We start from the raw sequence: 16,273 nt of genomic DNA, 5'->3' as shown, positions 1-16,273 counted from the left end.
TCTCGCGCTCACAGCGCATTCAGTCCGTACAAATGCGGCCTGTCTAGCCGCATCCGTCTTTAGTTTCGTGCGGAATCCAGTACACTAGGCCGCATGCAGCGATTGCTTCTACTGCCACAGGAGCTTCCATCCCATGGCTAAATCGGCACGAATGATCGATGTCGCGAAGTTGGCAGGCGTCAGCATTATGACGGTATCGCGTGTGCTCAATGGGAGTGCTAACGTCACCGACGGTCTTCGAGACAAGGTCTTCGCTGCCATCGAGCATCTGAGTTACCAGCGCAATGAAGTCGCCCGTTCCCTGCGTGAACAGCGCTCCCGCCAGATTGGCATCCTGGTTCCCTACCTCTTCGATCCGTTCTTCGCGAGCTGCGCCCATGTCATCAGCACGGTCGCAAGGCAGCACGCTTATTCCGTTGTTCTTTCCACCTCCAACGAAGATCCTCAGACGGAGTATGAAGAAGCCAGCCGCATGCTGCGTCGCAACGTTGAGGGACTGATCGTTATTCCGTCGCACCCCCAAACCGGCCAATCACCTTTGCTTGCAGATAAGTTCAAAAGCATGCCCATCGTGGCACTCGATAGGCCGATTGAAGGCAGCGGCTTTGATAGCCTGTTGGTGGAAAACCAGCGGGGGGCAGCGCTCGGAACCGAACATCTGCTCTCCCTTGGACACAAGCGCATCGCCTACATCGGTTTGTCCGACGATCTATATACCATGTGCATGCGTCACCGAGGATACAACCTGGCTATGGAGGCGGTGGGCCTCAAACCAGTCGCGGCGATCTGCTCAAGCGCGCTCGATGACGCACTCGTCAAAGTCCGCGAACTTCTTTCCTCGAAACGGAAACCCACAGCCCTGTTTTGCGCCAACAACCTCACCACCCGCCACGTGCTCCACAGCTTGCAAACTTTGGGCATCTACCCGCCGAACGGTGTCGCGTTGGTGGGCTTCGATGATTTCGAGACTGCCGACTTGTTGCGGCCGGGCATCACCGTCGTCAGACAACCGAGTGAGTTGCTGGGCCGTACTGCGGCGGACGTGCTCTTCAAGCGTCTGGGCGATTCCCGCAAAACTAAAACAGGCAAGTCCACCGTCCTTCCGGTGGAACTCATCGTTCGCGGTTCCTGCGGCGCCCGCATACGGCACAAGTAAGTGCTAAGTCGTCGGAATGACCAGCAGAGTGATGGACTGCGCTGGATACGTCATGGTCAGGGTGTCTGCAATTGCGCCTTGGCTTGGAGGCGTTAGAGGCTGCGCCGGCTGAACGACAATGCTGGCAAGGTTTGTGCTGCTGTAGAGGAACACCTGTGCTGTGCCGGTCGGCATGAGATTTGGAAGCGTGAGAGTGCTGGTGAGCGCGCCATAGGTCTTGTTGATTACGACAATAGTGACGGCGCCGTCAGAGGTGCGCTGCGCGCCGTAGACTGAGAGTTGGCCTTGATTCCCGCTCGTAGAAGTCAGCGCCATATTGCCGAAGCCCGAGTCAACGCCATCGTAGTTCCGGTAGATCTCGAACGCAATCGTGCCTGGCACCTGCGCGGAGTAGTTGGTCGTGGGCCAGAGCATCCCTTTATCCAGCCCGTACTTGCCGAAGATCCCTAGGATGTCCGCCTCAGCCAAGGCACCGTTGATCGATTCCATGCCGCCGAAGTTGTATTCATCGATGGAAGTCTTCGTTCCCGGGTAATCTTTCACGACCCAGGACTGCAGCGTGGGAATGAGCTGCGGCGCAAGTGCCGGCGGATTGCAACTTGTCGTGTAATTAGAATCCGTTGGATAGTTCGGTTGCGTATAGTTCGGATCGGTATAAGTTGGATCCCAGAAAACGCGGGTCGAGTTCAGCCGGACAATCTGCTCTGCCGTATCTCCGGCAGCAGTCAGGCCTGTCCCGCTACCGTTGTAATTCGCAGCGAAGTACGTATGGATATCCACGTAGTCCAGAAGACGCATGCCGTACGCGGTTTGGGCATGTTGCATCTGCTGCAGGTAGTACTCGATTAAGGGAATGCCCCCATGTGCCTCCCGGTCGACTGGGTTGCTCCACGGCTTATAGCAGGGCGCTGTACCGTATCCGCCGTTAACATCCTCGGTAGAGTAGAAGTAGTTATACCAACCTGAGATTACGGGTCCGCTGACCAGCGCGGTAGGATCAGCGGTTTTAATAGCCAGCGCGGTTCCGATCCCCCCGTTGGTCACCTCGTCATAGGTCATGGGCGAAGGATGCACATCACGGTGTACGGCGGACCAGTACTCCGGCTCGTTATCCAGATCCCAGTGTGCGACGCCTTTGCCGAGTCCAGTAGTGGGATTACCAAAACCAAATTCAGTCACAAGGCTGGTCACCCAGTTACCGACCCACGAAGAGCCAACCGAGGTCCCGGCAGCTGGTGCAGCAGGTGGCGGTTCCGGCATGCTGGTAATCGCGGCGATCGTGCTATTGCCCACCAGGTTTGTTCCATCGGTATCAATGCCATTACCGCAGGCGCCATTGTAACTCTGCTGGTTAGGGTATGTTGTCTTCTGGAAACTACACGCCGAGTTGTTGGTTGAGCTGTTGGTGATCCAACCGATCACGGGTGCGTTTCCTACCACCTCCGCGTTGGCGGCACTGCCGCTGGTCACCAGGTCTTTGAAGTTGCCGGTCGGCCATTGACCGCCAGCGCCGGTAAAGCTTTCAAAGTAGTAATCCGATGCAGAATTGGAGGTGTTCGCCAAGTAGTTGTATCGAGAAGTATCGTCGCCTCCCCAGCGAATAATACTTGGATTAGCGTTATTGACCGTGGTCGAATCAAGCGCGTAAGCATTCATGCCATAGATTTCTGGGCTGATCGGGCGAGTCTGACTCCCGGCGTCAACCATGAGTGCCGGTCCCGGCGTAGCCGCGGGCGGCGTGAGTGCCACAGTGATGCTCGCCGATTGCGCCGGTGTCGTAATGCTCGTGGCAGTGATGGTAACGCTCTCGGGAGCGGGGTAGGGGGTCGTGTAAAGACCGGCAGAAGTGATGTTGCCGACACTTGCGCTGAAACTAGCAGGGCCGGCCACTGACCACATGACGGCCGTGCTGAACTTGCCGGCACCCTTGACGGTTGATAGAAATTGAACCGTCGTGCCTACGACAACAGATCCAGGGTCAGGCGTGATGCTGACGCTCGTTACAGCGTTTCCGAGGTAGTTTGCGGTCACGGTAGTGTTAGCATCGATGTTCACCGTACAAATCAGCTGCGAGGTTGAGCTACATCCACTCCAGCTTGCGAACGCATTTGTGCCCGAAGTGGCCGGTGCTGTCAGCGTCACGCTCGTGCCGCTGTTGTACGTTCGAGTAAAGCTGCTGCTGCCCGCAGCACTGCCGTTGTCGTCGACCGGAGAAACTCCGATCGCGACACCACTTGCTGGATTGGTCGAGTTCACAGTAAGCGTATATGTGAGCGGGAGAGTAGTAGTGTAGTTCGCCGTGACTGTCGCGTTAGCACTCATCATGACAGTGCAGATGGTTCCCGTAGTTGAAGTGCATCCAGCCCAAGAGGAGAAAGTATTTGTGCCTGAAGTGGCCGGGGCTGTCAGCGTCACGCTCGTGCCGCTGTTGTACGTTCGAGTAAAGCTGCTGCTGCCCGCAGCACTGCCGTTGTCGTCGACCGGAGAAACTCCGATCGCGACACCACTTGCTGGATTGGTCGAGTTCACAGTAAGCGTATATGTGAGCGGGAGAGTAGTAGTGTAGTTCGCCGTGACTGTCGCGTTAGCACTCATCATGACAGTGCAGATGGTTCCCGTAGTTGAAGTGCATCCAGCCCAAGAGGAGAAAGTATTTGTGCCTGAAGTGGCCGGGGCTGTCAGCGTCACACTCGTGCCGCTGTTGTACGTTCGAGTAAAGCTGCTGCTGCCCGCAGCACTGCCGTTGTCGTCGACCGGAGAAACTCCGATCGCGACACCACTTGCTGGATTGGTCGAGCTCACGGTAAGCGTATAAACCAACGGAGATTGCTGCGGAGACGACGGCGGATTCGGACTCGATCTCGAGGAACCGCCACAACCAACCATCCATAGTACGAGGCAACCTGCACCCAAACGCATCGAGCGCCAGAGAAGAGAATCAGTTCTCATTCGAAATTCCTTCTGATATCGATATCAAATGGTGTCGCGCAATTTCCATCGTTATATAAACTCGACACGGTATGGAGTACCAATCCTTACTGGACTGTCACATTCATGGTGAAGGGAATCGACATCTGGTTCCCATTGCCGTACACCGGTAAAGGGGCTCCGCCTGTCGTGGGGTTGGGAACTGTTATGCTGCCCGTCTGCTTGGCCGTAACCGTAATGGTGTATGTTCCCTTTGGAGTTGTGAGGACGGGGTTAGGAGTAATGTTTGCGGTGCTGCAGGAGGAGAGGCAAACGACCGCTGCGCAGAAGAGCGGCAGACAAATGACTCTCGAGAGAGATGCCCGCAAGGTCCTCTTTCTCCCGAATGCTAATCCCAGCAAACTCAACCCGAACATCGCTGCGAATGCTGTTGGGCTCCGACGCAAGGCGGCAGTCGTTGTTCCTACTGGCACATTTGTGTTTATGGTCATGACGACCTGACCTGGCGCAGTTGGGGTGACATCAACTGAGTTTGCGTCCGACGGATCGGGGTTCGAATAACTGAAACTACACGTGGCATGTGCTGGCAGGGCGTCGCATCCCAACTCCACCGGGAGCGAGTAGTTGTTCAGGGTCCCGCTGATACCAGTAACTCCGTAGCCAAGCAGAGAAGTCAGCGTGAGTGTTGCTGTCGTGGCAGAACCAGCAGCGACGATGAGTGAGCTTGGGTTGGAGCTGATCATCACCGACGGATTACGGATCGCTATTACCGTGAAGGGAGTACCCATTACGGCGCCATAGTTCGGATCGGTGTTGCCAGTGTACATAGGTGTGATCGTGTAACTGGTGCTGACATTAGGTATCTGATTGTTGCTGGTATTGATATTCAAGCAGTTTGTTGGGAGCGGTGCGGTCCCATCGGCGTTCACGCTGATAACGGAACTGCTTCCCGTACACGCAACACCCCCTCCGGATACCTGGTAGGTAACATTTCCATAATCCGTGCCCGTTTGCACCTTGCCGTTGAATATGGGAACACCCAGCAAGGGAGCACCATTAGCTGTTTTTACCACGGCGGGGTAATTGTAGTAGTACGCCTGTTGGCTGCCATCGAACGGCGGTTGAGAACCTGTTCCACTCGAAAGAACATAGGGAGGCACAGAGGAAGCTGGAGGCTGGATAAGCACGACCGCACCGGCTCCAAGCGTTGCATTCGTAGAAGCAGTCGATGTCCCATACACGCTGTCTCCGCCATAACTTACCGTAAAGGTGTATGAGCCGGCGGAAATTGTAGTTTCATTGAACGCAACTGTACCGTTCACAAGCGGCTGTGTGAGCGTGACAGGTTTGATCCCATTGCCAGTCACCGTGACCGTCGCGTTGCCGGTAGGCACTGGCCCAGTACCAGAGGTCGAAACGACCTTGACGACCACAGGAACGTTCGTGACGGTCGGGGTTGTGACGGTGATGGTGGAAGTGGTAGCTGCTAGAGCTGCACCCGTTCCGATGACATTAACGCCAATCGGAGCGTTTGACGTATCGCTCTGGACGAGCAACTGGCCGGACAAGTTACCCTGATCGCCTGGTCCGGGACTAAATGTAACGATTGCGGAGCATTCGGCACCGACGGCTACCGGCGCGCCCACGCAGGTGCTGGATGCGGCGTTGAAATCAGCAGTGCTGGAAAAGCCCGTGATATTGAGCGACGCGTTCCCCTCGTTGAATATCGTGAAACTCCCGGTCGAGGTGACGGTGGCACTGGCTAGCGTCCCGAGGTTGAGGAAACCGTTTGCATTGATATAGTCCACATCCTCGGTCTTCGCATCCGTCACATAGACATTTCCCATTGAATCCACGGCTACGGACGTCGGCTGGGCCGCACTCATCGCAAGAGTGGTCTGGTTTGCCGTGTTCAGTGTGCCGCCCTGGTTCGGAATACGAACTGTTCCATTACTGGACGTGATGTAGACAGCGCCAGAGGCATCGACGGCCAAACCATTGGCCCCGGCCAAAGTGTTCAGGACGGTCGTCTGCACGCCAAAAGGTGAGGTCGCAATCAAATTCTGCCCATTCGCCGCGAACAGGTCACCACCGCCGTCTGCAGCGATTGCGGACAGCTGGTTGAAACCGCCAATATCGGTTTCTGTCACTCCAATGATTCCAAAAGATGGAATATTGCTGAGCTTCACAACACGTTGGTTATCGGGATCCGCGATAAACACATCGCCTGTCTCGTCGACGGAGAGTTTGAGATTAGTGCCCAGACCACTCTTGAGAAGGACTTGACCAGCCGCGTTCAAGCCACCCTGGCCATAGGGCACTTCAACGACTTTGCCGCTGTCGGCAATGAATACATCCCCCGTCCCATCCGCTGCCACACCGGTAGGCGCGGTCAAGCCTGTTCCGATGCTGACGGCTGACGTCGTTGACCCCGAACCCTTGGCATACACGAGAACCTTTCCAAGCCCGCTGTCTGCGACGTAGACGTTGCCTGAAACATCGGTCGCGACTTGGCTGGGATTTTGTAGCCCCGATCCGATCGCGGACTCAATACCCGGTGCTATGACGATAGACGATCCTTGGCCTACTCCATGGAGAATGGTTGTGGCGAGAACATTGCCTTTAGCATCCAGCATGGCCAGTGTCGCCGAGACATCCCCTACCGTGTGAGGGCCCAGATTTACATTCAATGTACAAGAGCTGTTGGCAACATAAGCGGTATCAGCTACGCAGGTACCGCCAGTGGTCACAGTGAAGTCGCCTGTCGATCCAGCTTCTTCAATCACGAAACTATGAGGAGTAGTTGTGCCGCTAAACGAGTAATAAACAGTTCCGGCTGTAGCGCTCGTGGCACCCACCGCCGCTGACCCCAGTTCTACACGGTTGAGGTAAATCTTGACGACGTCCATGAACCCGTTCCAACCCGCTGTGGGGACGTAGAGAATTCCTCGTGCCTGGTCCAGACTAGGCGTTCCTTGCGCCTGTGCCGGGGTAAGCAGGACCGAATGAGCCGGATTAGGTGTACCTGACTCGTTAGGAACGAGAAATACGCCTGCCGATTGGTCTGCGACGTAAACATTCCCTGTAGCATCGACGGTCACGCCCTGAATGTTGTTGAGGTTTGGATCGACGCGAATGAGCGCACTCTCACTTGTCAACCCAGTGGTGCCTGCAGGTATGCGCAGAACGCCCGGGGCGCCCCCATCTTCATAGAAGTAGATGTTGCCAGCAGCATCAACTGCAATGCTGCGCGCGCGTTTCTTCATCCCCGTAAGGACGTACTGAGGTGTCGTAAACTTGAGCGTCACGGGATCATAGGTAACGGTGAAAATACCAGTTGTGCCATCTTCGTCTCCGATGACTAAGGTCGTTGCGTTGGGAACGGCGGCAATGGCAGCGGATTGGAAGAAGCTTTGATTCACCGCATCTTCCGCCGTCTCCGTGTACGTCGAAAGATCCCATGTACCCGTTGCCTGGTCATATGGTGCGCTGAAGAGTCCCTCCTGGCTAAGATAGTTGGCGCCCGTAAAGATTCGATCGTTTTTGTCGATTCCGATTCCCAAGTCCCAGTAATTTCCGGTGCTCCCTGCAACCAACTGACCTGGCGCTGCTACAGTGATGGCCGGACCGCCATTCGCCGGAAACTCGTAGATGCCATAGTTCACCCAATCCAAAACAACAAAGTCGCCCTCGCTGTCGATTGCGCTATTCCATATCTGCCCCCATCCACTGGGGTGAGGCAAAGCTGCAGCGGAACTGGAGATCACCGACGGTGTCTGTGCAGCGACATCCGCGCATAGACAGACCGAGGAGAGCAGAAGAGTAAGCACATGCGCCGAGAGCCTGCGCAGCGATGTGAAAGACGTCGTGAACATGTCATTTCTCCCTAGAAATTTCAGACCCAGCTTGCCCGGTACCGGCAATAGGATCTGCATTTGTCTCGCGGCTTTCGGAGACTGTTTGCTTTGCTACCCGAAAGCCCCGTTTCTTCTGCGATTTCATGCGCCTATTTCACCGTGACCGACAGAGTGAAGGGCAACGTCTTGACTGAACCGTCGTGAGGATCCGTAGCGTAGATTCGAACGTTATAAGGACCGGCTGGCGTGACAACGTGAGGCGCAGGAGGTGTGGTGGTGTAGCCCGCATTGGTGCATCCGCTGATTCCCATGCATAGTCCGATAAGCATTAACATCAGGCACAACGTGTTAAGTGCTATGCGATGGAGGGTTGCCCTGCGGCGGAATGCAAATCCAAGGAAACCAAGCCCAAAGATGCCCGCAAAGGCAATCGGAGACGTCTTGCTTTGCGAGGTGGCGACATTCACCGGCAGGTTGGTGCTGAGCGTAAGGGTGCTTGTTCCGCTTCCACCTGCGGCGACTTGAATCTGAGGAATATCAAACGTACACTCCGAATACTTAGGCACTGTGGTGTTGTCGCAAGCGATAAACACGCCGCCGTACAGTGAGTTCTGGGCAGCGTACCCTACCAACGACTGCAGAGTGAATGTCGCTTGCACCGGGGTACCGGCTGTGACGGTAACGCTGGCAGGCTTGGCAGTTATGAGGACGCTTGGTGGGATCACCTGGAAGGTAATCACAGGAGACGTAACGGAAGAGAAGTTCTGATCACCGTTGTAGACCGCCGTCAGAGTGTAGGTCCCTGCCGTCAAATTCGCCGTGGAGAAGGTAGCGCTTCCATCCGCATCGAGCGTCACGGGATTCTGCTTTGAATCCGCAATCGCCGATCCGTTCATGAAAGTGAAGTTTCCTGTTGGTTCTCCCTTTGTCGAGGTGACCGAAGCATGCAGTGTGGTGTTCGATCCGACCGGCACATAATAGACACCCAAGATCGGTGTAATGTTGCTTGGCTCGCTGAGCATGATGGTTGGAGTTGCCTGGGCGACTGTCAGGGTCGTTGTAACAAGACCTCCGCTAAAATTCGCATCACCGTGGTATACGGCTTGGACCGTGTAGGTTCCTCCTAGTATCCCGGGCAGGTTGAAGGTAACAATCCCCGCGGAGAGCGTACCCGCCGGCAACACAGTAGTCTGGTGGAGTTTGGCGTTCTGGTTGATTAAGGTCAGAATCACCTGTCCTGTAGGCATCGTGGTGCTTACGGTAGGTGCAACTGTCACGGTTGCGGTTGTGGTGCCGGGATATGTCACGCCGGTTGACGGATTCACAGCGAGAGTAACCGTGGACCTTTCCAGGTTGTCCACTGCCGTACCGGCCAGAGACGCAGTCGCTGAAGGTGTATTGATTGCATTCGACGTAACGGTCATCGTTCCGCTGCGTATAGCTGGAGTCGAACTGGCAGCGGTAAGGACCACATCCACAATGCAGGAGGAGCCGGGAGCGACGGGGGTCGCTCCCGTCGTGTCGCAAGAATTCTGAATCGCCGGCGTCACGGAAAATTCGGCCGCGTTCGTACCGGCGAAGGTCGGGTCCGGCATAATGGACAGAGGCAGGTTTCCGATGTTGAAGGCGTCGACGTCAACCGGATTGCTTGGTACAAAGGGACTAACCTCTCCAAGGTCCACAGATGCATTTAAGCCCAGAAGTAACAGGTTTGGTTTGCCGCCGGTGAGGTCAGCGACATAAAGGTTTCCGGAGGAATCGATCGCCAAACCATTGGGCGCGGTCACAACTCCGCTGTCGATAGCAACGGCGCTATTCGCGTCGAGGATTCCACCTGTCGCTGGAATGCGAATGATGCCTCCGGTCTGGGCGACATCTGCCGACCCGGAGGGATCAATTGCAAGACCAGTCACGGGAGCGGACAGGCTTTTCGTAATGGCCACCGGTGGACCATCGAATGTCGCAGTGATCTCTGACAGAGTAGTGCCATCGGCGACGAAGATGTTTCCGGAGTTGTCAGTCGCGATCGCGGAGGGCTTGCTGAAACCCGAACCCACCGTGACAATGCCGTTCACCACGGAGGTGGTCAAGGCGTTCGAGATTTTGACGACGCGAGAGTTGTCCGGGTCAGTCACAAATGCATTCCCTACCCCGTCAACAGCGAGTCTGAGATTTTTACCCAGTCCCGTTTGGAGAGTTGTCTGGCCGGCGGCGTTCAACGCACCGTTTACGAACGGAACTTCGATGACCTTGCCGGAGTCGGCGATGTATACGTCGCCTGAGCCGTCAACCGCTACTCCCGTCGGAGCTGAGAGACCGGTTCCAATTGATACACCAGCCGAGGACGATGTAGATCCAGGAGTGAATTCCAGTACCTTCCCTAAGCTGGAATCCGCCACATATGAGTTGCCAGACGCGTCGGCAGCAACCTGCTGAGGCGAAACAAGACCGCTTCCTAACGCAGTCTGGCTCGTGGGAACCATCAGTGAAATATCCGGGCCCTGTCCAATTCCGCTTAGATATGTATTCGTTTGAGAGATGATCTTGTTGCTAGAATCCAGCATCATCAGTTCACCGGAGATAGCTCCCGGGAGACGTGGATTGAGCGACACCCAGTAAGGACAGGTGGTATATGCCGTATATTGTTTGCCACCCGTGCAGGGCAGCTGCGGCGTCGTCGCGCTGGAATCCGCGATGGGATTTGTCGGTGAAGCAATAAAATCAGACCCGGTGCCCGGCTGTGCGAAGACGATATTACCCGGGGTCACTGCCTGACTGAAATTGAAGAAGACAGTGCCGGGAGCGCCTGCGGTCCCGACCGGCGACGTACCCGCGTTGGCAGCTCCCATCTGCCACAGCACTATGTTGTCGGTTCCCGGGTATGCCAACGATCCTGGGGGCGTCCACCCGCTCGTACTTGTTGGAATCCAAAGATAGCCTCGAGGGTCAATCGCGAGGGGAGCACTGCTCTGGACAGGTGCCAGAAAGCTGGCCTGATTGAAATCGAAGCTGGTAGCGCTGACTCCGATGGGGCTCCCGCTCACATTGGGCACCATAAGGACGCCGTTGAAGGCGCCACCATTCGAATCGGATTGGCTTGTGAGGTAAATATTGCCGGCGGTATCAAGGGTGATTCCGTCAAACTGATCGTTGTTAGTCGTGGGATCTATACGCAAGATTTGGGCCTCGGCGGACCCATCTCCAGCTCCAGAAATATTGTTTGTGCCGACTGGAATAAAGAAGACTCCCGTGACGCGGGACGACGCGCCAACGGTTTCGTCTTCCAAAAAATAGATATTTCCATTCACATCCGCAGTAATCTGTACTGCTCTTGCCTTCAGGCCTTTAACGATGATCGTGGGCATGCCTGGGTTTCCCTGATTGTCAACCGGTACCGTCCAAATGGAAGGACTTGTCTCCGTGGAGACGACCAAGGTTCCACTCCCATCCATGGCACTGCTGTTCACAAAAGCTACGTCATAGGTATTCAAAGGGACGCTGCCGTTACCGATCGTGGCACCGTAGGCGTTGGCCGAAGTGAAATCCCAGGTCCCGTCTGCGGGATTGTAAGGAATACGGAAGAAGTGGGCTGTGCCATAACGATCCGCAATGTAGATGGTGTCTTTCGCATCCATGGTCATGCCTGAATTCCAGAAGGAGCCAGACGCTTCGAGAGGTGCACCGGAGGCGATCGTGGTGAACGTGCTGGCACCAGGCCGTAGCTGGTACAGGCCGCTGGTCGACCAATCCAGGAACACGATACTACCGTTTTTCGCGACCTGGACTTTCATGATCTGTCCCCATGTGGGGTGTGTCGTTGGGATGGGCGAGCCAGTGGTAATCGGCGTCTGCGCAATGGCGGAACCGCATCCTATCAACATCCCGATGAATCCCAATAAACCGGTGCGCACAAGCCGGCGGAAGTACACTGCAGACCCGATGGCCATAAAACTCCTCCAGAACGATCTCGATCTAAACCGCTGTGAGTGGCGTTTCAGCCGGCTCACAGTTAGCTGCCTGAGAACTGCAGCCCAATCTTTTTCTGCACAAACAAATCGCTCGCGCCACTTCGCGCGATAGACTGTCGAACAATTACTCTAAAACTGGAACTTGGCGCTCAACTCTAAAAGACGCGATCCATATTTGATATTGGCGGTTCCAAAGTTTTGGTGAGTTAGGTCGTTGACGGAGAGCGCCTTCCCCACAGTCGCACCCTGAAACGCAAGCTGTAGATTGCTTGTGTCATTGTTGTTGAATGAAGTAAGTGGTTGATTGAGGAAGTTGAACGCCGCCAACCGAAGTTGAAGGTTCTTCTTATCTCCGGTTTGAAAATTCTTCAAGACCGTCAAGTCGTGGCGGGCATAAGCAGGCCCATGGATGTAAGGCAAACGGTACTGCCCTTGACCGGTGGGATTGGACGACAGCGCTTCGGAACCAGTGGATGGGCCACCTGGCTGCGGAAGTCCAAAGCACGTTGGATTGATGAACTGTTTCTTTTTGAGCCCACTAGTCGGACTGCAGAGGACAGTCGGCATCAACTGGTAGTCAGGTGATCCCAGCCATACTGTTGGGTTCATGTTCGTGACACAGTAGTGGTTGCCATTCTTGTCGGGAGGGATCCCGTAAATTTGTTCGCACGACATCTCCGCCGTTTGCGACTCCTGCTGCGAAGTGGAAACCTGCACTGGTTGAATCTGACCAAATCCAAAGCCGAAATTTTCGCCTTGCAGCGAAGCAAGGGGCGGACCACTCTGGAGGCTTGAGATACCGGATATTTGCCATCCATTAATAGTCTGCGAAAGAAAATGGCTGTCGCCGTGATATCGCTTACCAAGATCGACCAAATAATGAATGTTGAAGACATGAGTACGGTCAAACGGTACAGGGTTATATTCATTCCGCAAGTTGAGCGGATCCGGAATCACATTGTTGTAAGAAGCAGCAGTGGCAAGATCCTTGGAAAACGTGTAGTTTGCCCCGAACTGAACAGGACCCCTCGTTCCGTTCCAACTCACTTGGAGGCTGTTGTAGCTAGAGTAGTAGTTGTGCTTCAAAGCGTAGACGTGTTGGTAGAAGGGATATGGCCGGAAGAAATCGTTCTGGGCGGTGGTCAGACTGGCGAGAGAATCAGGCTGAGGAGGGACCGCTGAAGGCCCGCTCGTGAGATTTTCGAGGTTTCCCGCAGGATTATTGAAGAAGAAGCCCGCAGGGATCAGGTTCATATCCGACGCGCCGTTATAGCCGCTCGCCTGATTGTTGTACGTGCTCAGGTTTCGGCTACTACTTCCGACGTATGCAATCTCAACGAGAGATTGCAGCTTAGAACGGGGGGAGTCTAGACGCTGGGAGATAGCCCCGTTGTACTCGTAATAGACCGGCCGCACAGTATCATTTGACGAAATAGTATAAACGCTGAAGTCGGAGGGATTGACCGGCGACTGCCTGTCGATAGCGTCGAAGCTCTCCTGTCCCTGCTGAAAAGTTGTCTTGTAGCCCTGTGCTGTGGCGGCCGCCAGAGCGTAGGGATTGAACTCCTCTTCGTGGCGATAGATGCCCCACCCGCCGCGAAGTACCGTATTACCTTTGCCGAAGATGTCCCAGGCCATGCCGACACGAGGCGAAACATACACGGTCGCGGGACTATTGGCGGAGTTCGCAACCGAACTATCGATCCCATGCCACGTGATCCCAGGATCGTTCTGACTTCCGCAGACACGGCCATTACACTGGCTGCCATACAGACTGGGAGAGAAGACCGCAAGGCCATTGTCATGACGATCGATCCAAGGACCAAGATGCTCGATACGAACTCCAAGCTGCAGGGTGAGGAGGTGGTGAACCTTCCATGAGTCGTTCACGAATCCGGCCAACGTCGTGTATTGCATGTCGACGATGGGCGAGAAATTCGTCTGGGTAAAAGTATCCGCATAACCCAGATACATGAGCGCGTTTGGATTCATGCAGGCACCGAGATAAGCGGCACCCGAGTTGCGGCCATTTCCTAACGGGTTTGGATTCTCGCAGCCGGTGAACTGGGCATTTTGGCCCACGGTAGGGCTGAAGTCGTAATAGTTGTTTTGCGGGTTGAAGGTGTACTCCCCTTGCGGAAAGGCGCCAGGGTCGGCAAGCCCATTGAAGATGCCCTTTTCGTAATAAACCCCAAACTTGAAGACGTGGGCCGCTTTCACCCAGGTAACTGCATCCTGGATGTCTGGGACTTCCTTCTTTATGTGTACCTCGTTGTTGTAGAAGCCGCCGGGCATCAAAAGGTTCGGATAACCGAGCTGGCTAAAGTCCGACAGAGCCGGCACTGAATAGTCACCCGCGTTCTTGAATTCGCCGAGATAGTTGAAGTTTCCGTTACCGCTGGAGCCGCAGCTTCCCGTGGCACGCAGACCTGCATCATTGCAATTGTAGCCATTCATACTGAAGCGGCTGACCGCGGCAGGATTGCCTTCGTTGCCTGGATCGCTGATCAGAGACAGTGCTACATTTGCCTCGTTGGTGAGGCTTGCACTGAAGATGTGAGTGTACGTAAGCGACACAATGTTGGAGATGTCGCCACTCGTCACCTGACCGGGAAAGAGTACAGAATTCTGTGGCGCAGAACCGAACGCGACCGGATTCTGAGTAACCTGCCTCTGAAGACCATAGGTTGCGGAGAGCCTGTTGTTATCATTCAGCGTAAAATCGACACGAGCGTGAAACATCGAGCCGTTCTGCTGCTGTAAGACCTCTTGGACGTAGTTGTAGCCGCTGATGTTGGTAAATGGGTCTGCATTTGGCAACGGCAACCAGTTCAGCAGCGCGATTCCGCTTCCATTACCCTGCCCAGTCAGATTTCCGTTCGCGACCGGGTTCCCGTTTGGGAGGAAGTTTTCACCGTTGCACATGGGAAGGATGGCGTTGGGATTAACAGCACCATCCGGGCGCGCACCGCAGAGCTGAGCATTCAGCGAAGCTACGCTGAAGTCGCCGGAGCGCTCTGCCTTCGTAGGAACCCATGAGCCCAGCGTCTCGGGCGAGAAGAGCTGATTGACATACTCGTAGCCTGCGAAGAAGTAGAGTTTGGTATTGTCGCGGCGAAACCTGGTGTGCGGAATCCAGAGCGGCCCACCTATCGTACCGCCCGGGTAGAAATAGCGGCCCTCTGGTCGCGATTGTCCAAGGAAGTTGTTATACCAGTCATTGGCATTAAGGACCGTATCGCGAGCGTATAGATACGCCGAACCATGGTAAGCCGTCCCACCGGATTTTGTGACCGCATTGATCACTGTGGGACCATGCGCAAATTCTGAGCTGAAGTTGGACGTCGAGACTTTGACTTCTGAAACCATCTCGGCGTTCACGGTTTGCGTTGTTCCAGCGTTGCTACTGATGTCAGTCAGAGAGACACCGTCCAGGATGGTGGCGATTCCGGTCACGCCAGTGCCGTTTGACGAATAGCTGCCTGTGGTAGCACCACTTACACCCACGACCGCATTGTTAGGAGACTGATTATTCAGACCCGGACTGACCAACGCAAAACCCGGGAGCATGCGGATGAGCTCGGTCGCGTCACGGCCTTGAATCGCAAGCGTCTCAAGGTCCTTCGCTGTAATCACATCGCTACGCTCAGGGGTATCCAGAGGCTTCACAGCCTGGCTCGCCGTCGATTCTACCGTCACCTGTTCCGAGAGGGCGCCTACGTTCAATTTGACGTCGGTGAAACTCACCTGGTCCCCGGGACGCAACGGAAACGGCTGCGACTCCCAGCCCTCGAAGCCATTCATTGAAATGGTGATCTGATATTGGAGCCCGGAGGGCACCGACGCGATGGTGAAATTTCCCGAAGCATTGCTTGTCGTTCTACGCTCAGATTTGTTTTCCAGATTCATGAGGACTACCGCCGCATGCGGAATCAGAGCACCGGTGGAGTCTTTCACTACTCCGGTCACGGTCCCGGTAGTCTCCTGAGCCTGAGCGGGCAATTGCCACAACAGGAACACAGACATGAGAAGCCCAACCAATGCGGCTACCCGTCTGGTCTTAGTCTTAGGAAATAACGTCATCGTACAACCCCCTAGCTTGACTTCCAATTACCTGGGTGAAACAGTTCCTGATAACGATCACAAAAGTACACAAAAGCAATCCACCTTAGAAATGGGCTTTTTATAATGAATTGAATGCGACGAGAATTATGGAGGGCTGAATCTAAGGTCGTCAAGTAAAGAAATAGTAATTTTGCCAATTGTTATGGATATCAATGGAACAAGGGCCGCGGACGCAGGCCACTCGGACCGATGGACCAATGCACTTTTTATACAGTCGCTGATCGGCGTAGTAAGCCGCT

At 55.0% G+C, this 16,273-nt stretch carries 5 protein-coding genes; 1 reads left to right on the top strand and 4 read right to left on the bottom strand.

What is annotated here, in order from left to right; genetic code table 11:
* Positions 1-133 precede the first annotated feature (133 nt).
* A complete protein-coding gene (locus RBB82_RS23695) occupies positions 134-1,156 on the top strand; it encodes a LacI family DNA-binding transcriptional regulator (protein ID WP_433975577.1) in 1,023 nt (340 codons plus the stop codon).
* Positions 1,157-1,159: 3 nt separating this feature from the next.
* On the opposite strand, the gene RBB82_RS23690 is transcribed toward RBB82_RS23695, so the two are convergent.
* The 4 genes from RBB82_RS23690 to RBB82_RS23675 form a co-directional block, all read right to left on the bottom strand.
* Positions 1,160-4,105: a glycoside hydrolase family 44 protein gene (locus tag RBB82_RS23690; RefSeq protein WP_433975576.1), complete on the bottom strand. Its 2,946-nt coding sequence runs from the start codon at positions 4,103-4,105 to the stop codon at positions 1,160-1,162.
* Positions 4,106-4,191: 86 nt separating this feature from the next.
* The gene (locus tag RBB82_RS23685; RefSeq protein WP_433975575.1) at positions 4,192-7,959 is read right to left on the bottom strand and encodes a hypothetical protein; all 3,768 of its coding nucleotides are present in this window, start codon (positions 7,957-7,959) and stop codon (positions 4,192-4,194) included.
* A 131-nt stretch (positions 7,960-8,090) separates the two neighbouring features.
* Positions 8,091-11,888, bottom strand: coding sequence for an Ig-like domain repeat protein (locus tag RBB82_RS23680; protein ID WP_433975574.1), 3,798 nt, complete (start codon positions 11,886-11,888; stop codon positions 8,091-8,093).
* A gap of 150 nt (positions 11,889-12,038) precedes the next feature.
* Positions 12,039-15,992 carry a carboxypeptidase regulatory-like domain-containing protein gene (locus RBB82_RS23675; protein WP_433975573.1) on the bottom strand — a complete coding sequence of 1,318 codons (3,954 nt, stop codon included), beginning with the start codon at positions 15,990-15,992 and terminating at the stop codon, positions 12,039-12,041.
* Positions 15,993-16,273 lie beyond the last annotated feature (281 nt).

Origin of the sequence: Tunturiibacter lichenicola (assembly GCF_051013355.1) — a bacterium.
In the GTDB taxonomy this organism is placed as follows: Bacteria; Acidobacteriota; Terriglobia; order Terriglobales; family Acidobacteriaceae; genus Edaphobacter; species Edaphobacter lichenicola_F.
The sequence above is the reverse complement of the archived record's forward strand: the minus strand, read 5'-3'. Positions and strand labels throughout refer to the sequence as shown.